Below are 13021 nucleotides of genomic sequence, written 5' to 3'. Positions count from 1 at the left end.
GGGTCACGGACGACCGGAATCGGACGTCGGACAGGCCAAGGCTCTCGCTTCGGGGCGCGAGGCTCAGGTGGTGCGGGGGCCCTCTAGAAGGCGCACATTCGACACGGACACATACAACGAGCACCGGGCGTCGTGGTCGCCTCGGTCGCAGGGATGCGGCAGCTCGTCGTGGTCATGGGAGCCAGTAAAGCAGACCTGCGCTGCTGACCGGTCACCGCCGTCCGCATAGTGGACAGTGGCGGACAGCCCCGGCGCGCGCGTCAGCCGCGAACGGAGATCTCCAGGCCCCGGTGGGTGACCAGTGCCGACAGGGCCGACAGGTTCTCCACCACGAGGTCGGCCTCCAGCTCCTCGGCGCGGTGGGTTGTGGCCAACGCCACCGTGGTCATGCCGGCCGCGCGGCCGGCCCGGAGCCCGGCGGGGGCGTCCTCGAAGACCACGCAGTGGGCCGGGTCGACGCCCAGCTGCCGGGCGGCGAGCAGATAGGGCTCGGGGTCGGGCTTGCCTCGGGTGACGTCGTCCGCGCTGACCAGGACCTTCGGCGAGATGCCGACAGCGGAGAGGCGGGCGTCGGCGAGGCGGCCGGTGGCGGAGGTGACCACGGCCCAGCGGTCGGCGGGCAGGGCGTCCAGGAAGTCCCGGGTGCCGGGCAGCAGGCGCACGCCCCCGTTCGGCACGTCCTCCACCTCCAGTTGCTCGACCCTCGCGACGGCCTGGGGCACGAGGCGGGCGGGCAGCAGGTCGCCGACTATCTCCACCGCCGTGCGCCCGTGCAGCTCCACGCGCCCGAACTGCTCGGCCGTGATCCCGTACTCCCGGGCCCAGCGGGTCCAGCAGCGCTCGACGGAGTCGAGGGAGGAGACGAGGGTGCCGTCGTTGTCGAACAGGAGGGCGTGTGCGTGGATCGTCATGGTCTAGACCCTACGGCGTACGGCGGGGTCGGCGACGGTGGCCCATTTCCGCCGTAATAAGGTCACCGCATGCTCAATGCCCTGACGCTGGCGACCGGTGTCGCCGCGCTGCTGCTCGCCGCCTGGTGCGGCTGGGCCGCCTACCGTGATCAGCCGACCAAGGACTGGCACTTCATCGGCATGGCCGTGGTGTCGCTGCTGGCCGTCGTCCAGCTGGTGGTCGGCATCGTGCAGCTGGCGCGGGGCGAGAAGGCGGAGCAGGGCACGACGATCTTCGTGGCCTATCTGCTGGGCGCGTTCGCGTGTGTTCCGGCGGCCGGGTTCATGTCGCTGGCCGAGCGGACCCGCTGGGGTTCGGTGACGGTCGCGGCGGGCGGCGTGGTGCTGGCCGTGCTCGAGGTGCGGCTCTTCGACATCTGGGGAGGCTGAGATGACGGCGGTGGAGGAGAAGCCGACCCGGCTGATCAGCGGGCCGGGCCTGCTGCTCGTCTGGTTCTACGGCGTGATGGTGGTCGGCGCGGTCTCGCGCTCCGCGTACCAGATCGCGACGGACTTCGAGCGGGCGCCGCTCGCCTATGTGCTGTCGGCCGTGGCCGGCGTGGTGTACGGATTCATCACATACACGCTGGTCCGCGGCGGGGAGACGGCCCGGCGGGCGGCCCTGGTGTGCTGCGCCGCCGAGCTCGCGGGTGTGCTGATCGTGGGCACGTGGACCCTGGTCGAGCCCTCCGCCTTCCCCGACGCGACCGTGTGGTCGCAGTACGGCATGGGGTACGTCTTCATCCCCGTGCTGCTGCCCCTGTCCGCGATGTACTGGCTGCGGAAGCCGCGGAGCACCGTCACGCCGTAGTGGCGTAGGCCCCCGCCCGCTTCTCCAGGATGATCAGCTCCACTCCGTCCGCGCCGGTGGACCGGCCCACGGTCTCGTAGCCGGAGCGGCGGTACAGGCGCAGGTTGCCCTCGCTGCGGTGACCGGTGTGGAGGCGGAACGTGGTGGCGCCCCGCTCCTGCGACAGCGCCGCCTCCGCCGCGCGCAGCAGCCGCGCGCCGATGCCGTGCCCCTGCAGGCGCGGGTGGACGCAGAGCTTGCCGATGGCGGCCGCGCCGTCCTCGGTCACCTTGCCGCGGACGGAGCCGACCACCTCCTCGCCGAGCCGCGCGACGAACACGCAGTCGGAGGCGACCTCCTGACGGACGGAGTCCAGGGTCTGGACGAGCGGGTCGATGCGGTAGTTGCCGTACAGCGCCGCCTCGCCCTGGAAGCACAGGTACTGGAGCCTGAAGATCTGCTCCGCGTCCCGTTCGGTCGCCACCGAGATGGTCACGCTCATGCCCATGTGCGCATGCCTCCCGCTCACCTGATCACCTGTCGTTCCCCACTCCTATCCCCGCGCTTCGAGGGAAGCAACCTCCGGCGTGAGCAATCGCCGCAGACATCCCAGACATCTGGAGCGTTCCGGGCCGAGACTGCCCTGTGAGATACCCAACTCCCCCGCGATCTCCCGGTATGTGAGGTCCTTCGGGGAGAGCAGGGCCTCGATGAGCCGGGGACAGCGGCCGGGCAGCCGGCGGACCGCGTCGCGCAGGGCGCGGTACCGGGCGGCCGCGAGGACGTGCTGTTCGGGACCGGCGCCGAGGTCGTCGGCCGGCTCGGCGTCGTACGGCCGCTCCAGCCGGGTGGTGCGGCGGCTGCGGCGCGCCTCGGCACGGACGGCGCCGCGCAGCCAGCGCTGGGGGTCCGGCGGCGGCCCGTCGGTCCGCAGCCGCTCCAGCAGACGCAGCCAGACGGCCTGTTCCAGGTCGGCCGGCTCACCCCCGTTGGCATATGCCTCAGCCGAGGCCTCGGCGGTGAGCAGCGGATGCAGGGCGGCTACCAGGTCGTGCGTCATATGCGGAACGACGCGCCGCCCCGGGCCCGGGTTTCCGGGGCGGCGCACAGTCAGCCCGAACGGGTGCGCCCGCGGGCGCGGGTTGACGCCGGGCTCAGCCGCCCAGGAAGTCGGCCCGGGCGAGGACGCCGGTGTCGGCGTTGTCGGTGAACACGCCGTCGATGCCGGTCGCGAAGTACGTCCGGAAGGCGCCGAAGGGGTCGCCGTAGCCGTCGGCCGCGCCGCCCTTGCGGTACTCAGCCGGCAGGAAGGGGTTCTCGTTGCGCATGGTGTAGGGGTGCAGCACCAGGCCCACCCGGTGCGCGTCGGAGACCAGCGTGGTGGGCTCGGCCAGGGTCCCGTCCGCGTTCTTGGGGATGACGAGGTCCAGGGTGGGGCCGATGCCCTGCGCGTAGCCGGCGATCTCCCGCAGGCCGCGGGGCGTGATCAGGTCGGCGACCGTGCGCGGGTCGCCCGCCTCGACGAAGTCGTAGGGCCGGCTGTCGGCCGTGGAGAGCAGGACGACGAGGGGGTTGTCGACGAGCCGGTTGAGCCGCTGGATGCTGCCGGGCTCGAACGACTGCAGGATCACCGGGGAGTTGCGGCCGTCCTTGCCGTACTTCTGCAGCAGCTTGGCCACCCGCTCCTCCAGGCCGAGGCCCAGCTTGCGGAAGTAGGTGGGGTGCTTGGTCTCCGGGTAGATCCAGACCTGCCTGCCGCGCCTGCGGGTCTGCTCGTCCTGCCATCTGAGGACCTCTTCGAAGGTCGGGATCTCCCAGCGGCCGTCGTAGAGGGTGTTGTGCGGCCGGTTGGCCGGGATGCGCTCGATCGCGCGGAGCGTCTTCAGCTCGGCGAGCGTGAAGTCCTCGGTGAACCAGCCGGTGGTGGGGACCCCGTCCACGATCTTGGTGGTCCTCCGGTCCGCGAACCCGGGGTGGTCGGCGACGTCCGTGGTGCCGCCGATCTCCGGCTCGTGCCGGCAGACGAGATGACCGTCCCTGGTGGGCACCAGGTCACCCGCCTCGACCACGTCGGCGCCCAGGTCCAGGGCCAGTTCGTACGAGCCGAAGGTGTGCTCGGGGCGGTATCCGCTCGCTCCCCGGTGGCCGATGATCGTCGGCACCGGCAGGCTCTTCAGGCCGCGCCCGGCGCGCCCGGCTGTGCGGGCCCCGGTGGCTCGGGCCGTGCCGGGCAGTCCGAGGACCGCTCCGCCCGCGCCGAGCACCGCGGCGCCGAGCAGTGCCCGCCGTCCCGTTCCCTGCGTCTGTTCGTTCGCCCGGTCACTTCCCATGAGCGCCTCCTGCCGCCTTTGCCTGGGGTGCGGCCGATCGTAGGTGCACGCACATGACGGCCGGGAGGCCCCGGACCGAACACCCGGGTGACGTGGTGTGGCCGGTGTGCGGCGAGTGGTGACGGTCCGTCGGCATTGGCGGGCTTGGTCCGGGTAACCGTACGGGTGAGGGGTCCGCGCGATCTCCGTCACATCGCCGCAGGCGCGTCACACGGCGCCCCGGGACGTCACCGCAGGTAAACGCACGTCAACACTTCGTAAGACCTCGGTGAACCGGCCCAGCCCGATGTGCGCTTCCCACGGACCCGCGAGTAATGTCCTCACCTGCACAGACACATATCGTTCCCTCGACATCGGAGGACCCGTTGTCCCGCTTCGCGCTCATCAAGGCAGTGCTCGGACCGATCATGCGTCTGATGTTCCGCCCACAGGTGGAGGGCGTGGAGCACATCCCCGGGGACGGTCCGGTGATCCTGGCGGGCAACCACCTCACGTTCATCGACTCGATCGTGCTGCCCGTCGTCACGAAGCGTCAGGTGCACTTCATCGGCAAGGACGAGTACGTCACGGGCAAGGGCGTCAAGGGCCGGCTGATGGCCTGGTTCTTCACCGGCGTCGGCATGGTCCCGGTGGACCGGGACGGCGCGAACGGCGGGGTGGCCGCGCTGATGACCGGGCGGCGGATCCTGGAGGAGGGGCGGATCTTCGGGATCTACCCCGAGGGCACCCGCTCGCCCGACGGCCGGCTGTACCGGGGGCGCACCGGCATCGCGCGGCTGACCCTGATGACCGGCGCCCCGGTCGTCCCCTTCGCCATGATCGGCACCGACAAGCTGCAGCCCGGCGGCCGGGGCATCCCGCGGCCCGGCAAGGTCACCGTCCGGTTCGGCGAGGCCATGGAGTTCTCCCGGTACGAGGGCATGGACCGCGACCGTTATGTGCTGCGGGCGGTGACGGACTCCGTGATGGCCGAGGTCATGCGGCTGTCGGGCCAGGAGTACGTGGACATGTACGCCACGAAGGCGAAGGCCGCCTAGGACGCCCCCCGGTGGCGGGCGCGGCCCGCCGCCGTCCGCCTGCCGGTGGAATCTGCCCTCGACACACGGGACGCTCCGCCTAGCCTCCCGCACATATGAGCACACAACATGTCTTATTCAGACATGGATACACCTTCGCGGCGAACCCTGCTCCGTGCTTCCATCGCAGCCGCCGGTGCGGGCCTCCTGGAGGCCTGCAGCTCCGGCTCCGAGCCCCGCTCCGGCCCCCACGGCGCGCGCACCGAGGGAATCTTCGTTCCGCCGGGGCCCCGGGGGTACGTCAACCCGTCGGACCCGCAGGTGCTCGCCGCCGAGCGCAGACGCGGGGCCGGCCGGGTGCGCACGTACCGGTTCACCGCCGCCGAGGCCAGGCTGGACCTGGGCGGGCGGACCGTCCGGACCTGGGCGTACAACGAGGCGGTGCCGGGCCCGCTGGTCCGCGTCACCGCCGGCGACGTGCTCGACCTGACGCTCGCCAACCGGTTGCGCGACACCACGACGCTGCACTCCCACGGGGTGCGGCTGCGCTGCGACATGGACGGCGTCCCGGACCTGACCCAGCGGCCCATCCAGTCCGGGAACGACTTCGTCTACCGGTTCACCGTGAAGCATCCGGGCACCTACCTGCTCCACTCGCACGTCGGGATGCAGCCCGACCGCGCGCTGTACGCGCCGCTCATCGTGGACGACCCCAAGGAGCCGCTCCACTACGACCGGGAGTGGATCGTCGTGCTCGACGACTGGCTCGACGGCGTGGGCGGCTCCACGCCCGACAAGGTGCTCGAACAGCTCAAACCGGGCGCGGGCGACGCGGACATGGGCGGCATGGCCATGGGTCCCGAGCACACCCACCCGAGCCCGAGCAGGTCGGCCCGCGCGAAGGCGTCGCCGTCGAGGAAGCCGACGGGCCCCTCACGGGTGCTGCGCGACTCCCACAGCCGCATGCTCCACGGCGAGGGCGGCAGCGTCGACTACCCGTACTACCTCGCCAACGGCCGCCTGCCCACCGCCCCCTCGGTGTTCCGCTGCCGCAAGGGCGAGCGCATCCGGCTGCGCATCATCAACGCGGGTTCGGAGACCGCGTTCCGGGTCGCGCTCGGCGGCCACACCATGACCGTCACGCACACCGACGGCTATCCCGTGCAGCACAAGGACACCGACGCCCTGCTCGTCGGCATGGCCGAGCGGTACGACGTCCTCGTCACCGCCGAGGACGGCTTCTTCCCGCTCGTCGCCCTCGCCGAGGGCAAGAAGGGCGGCGCGCTCGCCGTGCTCCGCACCGACAAGGGCAGAAACCTTCCGGCGCCGGATGTGCGCCCGGACGAGCTGGACGGCGAGATCGTCCTGGCGCGGCGGCTGCAGCCGGACGACTCCGTGGCCCTGCCCCAGCGCAAGATCGACCGCCAGATGCGCATCCGCATCACCGGCGGCATGAAGAAGTTCGACTGGGGCTTCGACCACCAGGCGTACTCCGTGCGCCAGCGGCACGAGGTGCACTCCGGCGAGCGGGTACGGCTCACCCTCATCAACGCCACCGACATGTGGCACCCGATGCACCTGCACGGGCACACGTTCGCGCTCACCGGGCTGGACTCGGTGGGCGCCCGCAAGGACACCGCGATGGTGCTGCCGCACCGCAAGCTGGTGCTCGACTTCGACGCGGACAACCCCGGCCTGTGGATGCTGCACTGCCACAACCAGTACCACTCGGAGAGCGGGATGATGACCGTGCTCGGCTACAAGAAGTGACGCCCCGCCCGGCCCGCCCCCCGGACAGGGGGCGGGCCCGCTCACTCGGCGTGCTCAGGGTTCTCCAGCCGCTGTCCCCGCAGCAGGAACCAGGCCGCCAGCGCGGTTCCCAGCAGGACCGCCGCTCCCGCCCCCGAGGCCAGCTGGAGTCCGTGGACGAAGGAGTCGCGGGCCGCGCCGAGCAGGGCGTCCGCGCTGTGCGAGGGCATGTGGGCCGATGCCTCCACCGCGGCGCCCAGGGACTCGTGGGCCGCCGGCGGGGTGCCGGCCGGGCCCGTGAAGCCGCGGTAGACGCCGGTCACGATGGTGCCGAGGAGGGCGATGCCCAGGGCCGCGCCCAGTTCGTACGCCGTCTCGGAGACCGCGGAGGCGGCCCCGGCCTCGTCCTTGGGCACGCTGGACAGGATCACGTCCGCGGTCACCGTGAAGGAGAGACCCGCGCCGACGCCCACGACCAGGAGGGCGGCGCCCAGCACCGGATATCCGGTGGTCCTGCCGAGCATCGTCAGCGCGGCGAGGGCCAGGCCGACGGCGGCGAGACCGCCCGATACCACCGCGCGGACCGAGAAGCGACGGGCCGCGCGTCCCGCGACCAGGCCGGCCGCCACGGCGCCGACCGCGGCGGGCAGTTCGGCGAGACCCGCCTCGAACGGGCGCCTGCCCTGGACGAGTTGCAGGTACTGGGACAGGAAGAACACCAGGCCGGACATGCCGAGGACGGTCAGCAGGTCGGCGAGCACGGCTCCGCTGAACCCCCGGCGCCTGAACAGGCGCATGTCGAGCAGCGGGGACGGCATGGTCAGCTGACGGCGGACGAAGCCGGACAGGGCACCGGCCCCCAGCAGCCCGGCGGCGAGCGTCGGCCAGGTGAGCCCGTGGGTGGCGGCCTCCTTGACGGAGTAGACGACGCCGATCATGCCGACGAGCGACAGCACGACACTGAGCAGGTCCCACGGACCGGGACTCGGGTTCCGGGACTCGGGCAGCGTGCGGATGCCGACCAGCACGAGGACGACCATCACCGGCAGGTTGATCAGGAAGACCGAGCCCCACCAGAAGTGCTCCAGCAGGAAGCCGCCCGTGATGGGGCCGACGGCCGTGCCGGCCGAGGCGGTGGCGCCCCAGATGCCGACGGCGAGGCTGCGCTCGCGCGGGTCGTGGAAGAGGTTGCGGATCAGGGCGAGGGTCGCCGGCATCAGGGTCGCGCCGGCGACGCCGAGCAGCGCCCGCGCCAGGATCATCAACTCGGGCGTGGTCGCGTAGGCGTTGAGCACGGATATCGCGCCGAACGCCGTCGCGCCGCAGAGCAGGATCCGCTTGCGGCCGATGCGGTCGCCGAGGCTGCCCATGGAGACCAGCAGGCCGGCGATGACGAAGGAGTAGACGTCACCGATCCACAGGAGCTGGGTGCCCGAGGGGTCGAGGTCTTCGCTGATGTAGGGGGTCGCCAGGCCGAGGACGGTGGCGTCGACGGCCACCAGCAGCACGGCCAGGACGAGGACGGACAGCGCGAGCCAGCGGCCCGGGCGCCTCTCCGTCTCCGCCGCGCGAGCCGGCTGCAGGGTGCTGGTCATGATTCCTCTCTTCGTCACGCGTGGATGTCGTCAGACCTGGATGTCGTCACGCCTGGGTGCGTCGTGCGCCGCCGAGCAGCAGCTCGACGATCATGTAGGTGAAGTCCTTAGCGGCGACCCGGCCCTCGGCCACCGCCCAGGCACCGGAGGCCAGCAGGCCGTACAGCGCCTCGGTGAGCCAGGCGGGGGTCAGGTCGATGCGGAACTCGCCGCTCTCCTGGCCGCGCCGGAAGAGTGCGGTGAGGCGTTCGTCTATCCGGGTCCAGCCCTCGTTCTGCTGCTCGCCCTCGAAGAGCTGGTTCTCGGTGTAGAGGAAGGCGAGCAGGCCGGCCGCGGGCTCGATGGCGCGGACCAGGCGGTGGACGACCTCCGAGGCCGGGCCCTCGTCCAGCCGCGCCGCCTCCAGCGCGGCCTCGCACTCGGCGATGCCGAGCGCCTCCAGGGCCCGGACGAGCGCGTCGCGCCCGGCGAAGTGGCGGTGCAGCGTGGCCCGGCTGATCCCGGCGGCCTTGGCGACCTCGTCCATGGTCGCGGTGGACTTGCGGGTCAGCAGGGCCGCGGCGCTGCGCAGCACGTGGTCACGATCCAAGGCCATGAGACAAGCATAGCCCATGTGAGACACTAATGTCTCATCATGGGCATGTGTGACTCATAGGCGCTGGTCGGCGGAGGTGTCCGTCAGTGCCAGGGCAGCTGTCCGCGCCGCTCCCAGTAGGCGCGCGGGTCCTCCTTGAGGGTGGCGAGGCGGGTCAGCTGGTCCACGTCGAGGTCGACGACGGGCGCGTGCAGGTTGGAGACCAACTGGGTCACGGTGGCCGCGCCGGAGAGGACGACCCCGGCCCACGGCTGGCGCAGGACGACCGCGAGGGCCACGGCGTCGCAGCCGAGCCCGGCCTCGGCGGCCACGGCCTTCAGGGCGTCGGGGGCGTGCGGCTCGGCGAGCCGGCCGTTGGCCATGCCCTCCTTGACGATCACGGTCAGCCCGGCGTCGTGCGCCTCGGCGAGGGCGGGCCCCGCCGAGGTCTCCAGCGCGTTGAACGTCGACTGGACGGTACGGAAGAGGGGCTCGCCGTCGACCGTCACCGCGAGCGCGGCGCGGATCGCGTCGGCCTGGGCGGGGCCGCTGGTGGAGAAGCCGACCGTCAGCCCGCCCGCGGCGGCCTCGGCCAGCCTGGCGTGCAGTTCCTTGTCGGTGAGCGCCGGGCTGTCCGGGGTCACCGAGTGGATCTGGTAGAGATCGAGCCGCTCCCCGAGCAGGGCGTCGGACTCGGCGCGCTGCCGCTCGTAGGTGGCGAGGCCGTGGTCCTTGACCTCGTGCTGCTCGGCGTCGGTGGACCAGCCGGCGGTGTACGTGTAGCCCCACTTGCTGCCGACGACCACGTCATCGAGGTCCGGGCGCGCGTTCAGCCAGTCGGCGAGGAACTCCTCCGAACGGCCGTAGGAGCGGGCCACGTCGAAATAGCGGACACCCTGCGCGTAGGCGGCGTCCAGGAGTTCATGGGTCCGCTCGCGGAGCGCGTCGGCACTGCGGTTCTCCCCGAGGTCCCGGTCCCGGCCGAGGTTGATGTAGCCGGGGCGTCCGACGGCGGCCAGACCCAGGCCGATGTGGCAGGTGGGGGTGGTGGCGGTGGCGAGGCGGGAGAAGGGCATCGCTGGTTCCGTTCGGTCGGCTCCGTGCAGCTTGCGACCAACGTAACCCGCGATGCCCTCGGGGTCCGCCCAAAAGCCGGGCGGCGCTGCGCTCAGCCCTGCTTCCGGGCCGACGCCCACTCGTGCTGGGCCGCCACGTCCGCCTTCAGTTCCGTCAGCTGGACGGCGACGGCGCTCGGGGCCGTGCCGCCGCGGCCGTCGCGGGAGGCCAGGGCGCCGGGCACGTTGAGGACCGTGCGCACCTCGCGGGTGAGATGCGCGGAGATCTTGGCGAACTGCTCGTCCGTGAGGCCGTCCAGCTCCTTGCCCTCGGCCTCGGCGACCTTCACGCACTCCCCCGCGACCTCGTGCGCCACACGGAACGGCACGCCCTGCTTGACCAGCCACTCGGCGATGTCGGTGGCGAGCGAGAACCCGGCCGGGGCCAGCTCCTCCATGCGCTCGCGGTGGACCGTGAGGGTGGCGATCATGCCGGTGAAGGCCGGGAGCAGCACCTCCAGCTGGTCGCAGGAGTCGAAGACCGGCTCCTTGTCCTCCTGAAGGTCGCGGTTGTACGCGAGGGGCAGGGCCTTCAGCGTGGCCAGCAGGCCCGTCAGATTGCCGATCAGGCGACCGGACTTGCCGCGGGCCAGCTCGGCGATGTCCGGGTTCTTCTTCTGCGGCATGATCGACGAGCCGGTGGAGAACGCGTCGTGCAGGGTGACGAAGGAGAACTCCTTCGTGTTCCAGATGATGATCTCCTCGGCGATCCGGGAGAGGTTCACGCCGGTCATCGCGGTGATGAAGGCGAACTCGGCGACGAAGTCCCGGGAGGCCGTGCCGTCGATCGAGTTGCCGACGCTGCCGCGCTCGAAGCCGAGGTCCTGGGCGACCGCCTCCGGGTCGAGGCCCAGCGAGGAGCCCGCGAGGGCGCCCGAGCCGTACGGCGACACCGCCGTGCGCTCGTCCCACTGGCGCAGCCGCTCGGCGTCCCGGGACAGGGCCTGCACATGGGCGAGGACGTGGTGGGCGAAGAGCACCGGCTGGGCATGCTGGAGGTGGGTGCGGCCGGGCATCGCCACGCCCGGGTGGGCCTCGGCCAGGCCGATCAGGGCGTCCTGGAGCTCGGCGACGAGGCCGCCGATGATCCGGGCGTGGTCCCGCAGGTACATCCGGAAGAGGGTCGCGACCTGGTCGTTCCTGGAGCGGCCGGCACGCAGCTTGCCGCCGAGGTCGGGGCCGAGCCGCTCCAGCAGGCCGCGCTCCAGGGCGGTGTGGACGTCCTCGTCGGCGATGGTGCCGACGAAGGAGCCGTCGGCGACGTCGGCCTCCAGCCGGTCGAGTCCGGCGATCATGCGGTTCAGCTCGTCCTCGGTGAGCAGGCCCGCCTTGTGCAGCACGCGCGCGTGGGCACGCGAACCGGCGATGTCGTAGGGCGCGAGCCGCCAGTCGAAGTGGACGGACGCGGACAGCTTCGCCAGGGCCTCGGCGGGGCCGTCGGCGAACCGGCCGCCCCAGAGCCGTACGTCACCGCTGTTGCTGCTCACTTGCGTTGCTCCTCGAAGCTGTGGATGTGCAGGCTCTTGATGTGCCGCCGCCTCCCCACCCTTCCAGGCGGGGAGGCGGTTGTCAGGCGGATGCGTGTGAGGTGGACCCGCGCGTGTGACCGGCCGGGGTTACGCCAGGTCCCGCTTGGCGGCGATCTTCGACGACAGGCTGTAGATGTCGATGAAGCCCTTGGCCGCGGCCTGGTCGAAGGTGTCGCCGGTGTCGTAGGTGGCGAGGTTGAAGTCGTACAGGGACGACTCCGAGCGCCGGCCGGTGACGACGGCGCGGCCGCCGTGCAGGGTCATCCGGACGTCGCCGGAGACGTGCTGGTTGGCCTCGTCGATGAAGCCGTCCAGGGCGCGCTTGAGCGGGGAGAACCACTGGCCGTCGTAGACCAGCTCGCCCCAGCGCTGCTCGACCTGCCGCTTGTAACGGGCCAGCTCGCGCTCGACGGTGACGTTCTCCAGCTCCTGGTGGGCGGTGATCAGGGCGATCGCGCCGGGGGCCTCGTACACCTCGCGGGACTTGATGCCGACGAGGCGGTCCTCGACCATGTCGATCCGGCCGATGCCCTGGGCGCCGGCGCGCTCGTTGAGCTGCTGAATGGCCTGCAGGACGGTGACGGGACGGCCGTCGATGCCGACCGGGACGCCCTCCTTGAAGGTGATGATCACCTCGTCGGCCTCGCGCGGGGTGGCGGGGTTGGAGGTGTACTCGTAGATGTCCTCGATCGGGGCGTTCCAGATGTCCTCCAGGAAGCCCGTCTCGACGGCGCGCCCGAAGACGTTCTGGTCGATGGAGTACGGGGACTTCTTGGTGGTGGCGATCGGGAGCTGCTTCGCCTCGCAGAAGGCGATCGCCTTGTCCCGGGTCATCGCGTAGTCGCGGACCGGGGCGATGCACTTCAGGTCGGGGGCGAGGGCGACGATGCCGGCCTCGAAGCGGACCTGGTCGTTGCCCTTGCCGGTGCAGCCGTGGGCGACGGTGGTGGCGCCGTGCTTCTGGGCGGCGGCGACGAGGTGCTTGACGATCGTCGGCCGGGAGAGGGCGGAGACCAGCGGGTAGCGGTCCATGTAGAGGGCGTTGGCCTTGATCGCCGGGAGGCAGTACTCGTCGGCGAACTCGTCCTTGGCGTCGGCGACCTCGGCCTCGACGGCACCGCAGGCGAGCGCGCGCTTGCGGATGACGTCCAGGTCCTCGCCGCCCTGGCCGACGTCGACCGCAACGGCGATGACCTCGGCGCCCGTCTCCTCGGCGATCCAGCCGATGGCGACGGAGGTGTCCAGACCGCCTGAGTAGGCGAGTACGACGCGCTCGGTCACGGGTTTCTCCTCACAGTGCATTCGCTGACATGCATGAGTATGCAGAACTCTGCATGATTCGTCAATCTCCGGGGCCGGGAGGGGTACGGCGC

The 13021-nt window shown here is 71.5% G+C and carries 13 protein-coding genes; 4 read left to right on the top strand and 9 right to left on the bottom strand.

The window, feature by feature from the left end; all coding sequences use genetic code 11:
* Nucleotides 1–260 precede the first annotated feature (260 nt).
* The gene (locus tag ACZ7FF_RS35630; protein WP_470817713.1) at nt 261–911 is read right to left on the bottom strand and encodes an HAD family hydrolase; all 651 of its coding nucleotides are present in this window, start codon (nt 909–911) and stop codon (nt 261–263) included.
* Between the two features lie 69 nt (nt 912–980).
* On the opposite strand from ACZ7FF_RS35630, the gene ACZ7FF_RS35625 reads away from it, so the two are divergent.
* Both ACZ7FF_RS35625 and ACZ7FF_RS35620 read left to right on the top strand, forming a co-directional pair.
* The gene (locus ACZ7FF_RS35625) at nt 981–1340 is read left to right on the top strand and encodes a hypothetical protein (RefSeq protein WP_470817712.1); all 360 of its coding nucleotides are present in this window, start codon (nt 981–983) and stop codon (nt 1338–1340) included.
* A gap of 1 nt (nt 1341) precedes the next feature.
* Nucleotides 1342–1761 (top strand): hypothetical protein, encoded by a 420-nt coding sequence (locus ACZ7FF_RS35620; RefSeq protein ID WP_470817710.1) that lies wholly within the window; start codon nt 1342–1344, stop codon nt 1759–1761.
* On the opposite strand, the gene ACZ7FF_RS35615 is transcribed toward ACZ7FF_RS35620, so the two are convergent.
* From ACZ7FF_RS35615 to ACZ7FF_RS35605, 3 genes are all read right to left on the bottom strand, one after another.
* Entirely contained in the window at nt 1751–2248 is a 498-nt protein-coding gene (locus ACZ7FF_RS35615; RefSeq protein ID WP_470817768.1) for a GNAT family N-acetyltransferase, read from the bottom strand. The two genes, ACZ7FF_RS35620 and ACZ7FF_RS35615, sit on opposite strands and share 11 nt — an antisense overlap.
* A gap of 45 nt (nt 2249–2293) precedes the next feature.
* Entirely contained in the window at nt 2294–2800 is a 507-nt protein-coding gene (locus tag ACZ7FF_RS35610) for an RNA polymerase sigma factor (protein WP_470817709.1), read from the bottom strand.
* Nucleotides 2801–2894: 94 nt separating this feature from the next.
* Complete coding sequence (locus tag ACZ7FF_RS35605) at nt 2895–4070, bottom strand: glycerophosphodiester phosphodiesterase (RefSeq protein ID WP_470817708.1); 1176 nt, start codon at nt 4068–4070, stop codon at nt 2895–2897.
* A gap of 365 nt (nt 4071–4435) precedes the next feature.
* Between ACZ7FF_RS35605 and ACZ7FF_RS35600 the strand changes: the two genes are divergently transcribed.
* Both ACZ7FF_RS35600 and ACZ7FF_RS35595 read left to right on the top strand, forming a co-directional pair.
* Nucleotides 4436–5107: a lysophospholipid acyltransferase family protein gene (locus tag ACZ7FF_RS35600; RefSeq protein ID WP_470817706.1), complete on the top strand. Its 672-nt coding sequence runs from the start codon at nt 4436–4438 to the stop codon at nt 5105–5107.
* Nucleotides 5108–5230: 123 nt separating this feature from the next.
* Complete coding sequence (locus ACZ7FF_RS35595) at nt 5231–6856, top strand: multicopper oxidase family protein (RefSeq protein WP_470817704.1); 1626 nt, start codon at nt 5231–5233, stop codon at nt 6854–6856.
* Nucleotides 6857–6897: 41 nt separating this feature from the next.
* Here the strand turns inward: ACZ7FF_RS35595 and ACZ7FF_RS35590 are convergent, their stop codons facing one another.
* The 5 genes from ACZ7FF_RS35590 to ACZ7FF_RS35570 all read right to left on the bottom strand — a co-directional run bounded on the left by ACZ7FF_RS35590 (nt 6898) and on the right by ACZ7FF_RS35570 (nt 12929).
* Nucleotides 6898–8430 carry an MFS transporter gene (locus ACZ7FF_RS35590; RefSeq protein ID WP_470817702.1) on the bottom strand — a complete coding sequence of 511 codons (1533 nt, stop codon included), beginning with the start codon at nt 8428–8430 and terminating at the stop codon, nt 6898–6900.
* A gap of 46 nt (nt 8431–8476) precedes the next feature.
* A complete protein-coding gene (locus tag ACZ7FF_RS35585) occupies nt 8477–9025 on the bottom strand; it encodes a TetR/AcrR family transcriptional regulator (protein ID WP_470817700.1) in 549 nt (182 codons plus the stop codon).
* 83 nt (nt 9026–9108) lie between these two features.
* On the bottom strand, nt 9109–10080 hold the full coding sequence (locus tag ACZ7FF_RS35580; protein WP_470817699.1) for an aldo/keto reductase: 972 nt from the start codon (nt 10078–10080) through the stop codon (nt 9109–9111).
* 92 nt (nt 10081–10172) lie between these two features.
* Nucleotides 10173–11606: an argininosuccinate lyase gene (gene argH, locus ACZ7FF_RS35575; RefSeq protein ID WP_470817697.1), complete on the bottom strand. Its 1434-nt coding sequence runs from the start codon at nt 11604–11606 to the stop codon at nt 10173–10175.
* 129 nt (nt 11607–11735) lie between these two features.
* A complete protein-coding gene (locus tag ACZ7FF_RS35570; protein ID WP_470817696.1) occupies nt 11736–12929 on the bottom strand; it encodes an argininosuccinate synthase in 1194 nt (397 codons plus the stop codon).
* Between the last annotated feature and the right edge of the window lie 92 nt (nt 12930–13021).

It is taken from the genome of Streptomyces sp. NPDC037126, from assembly GCF_055605965.1.
The sequence above is the reverse complement of the archived record's forward strand: the minus strand, read 5'-3'. Positions and strand labels throughout refer to the sequence as shown.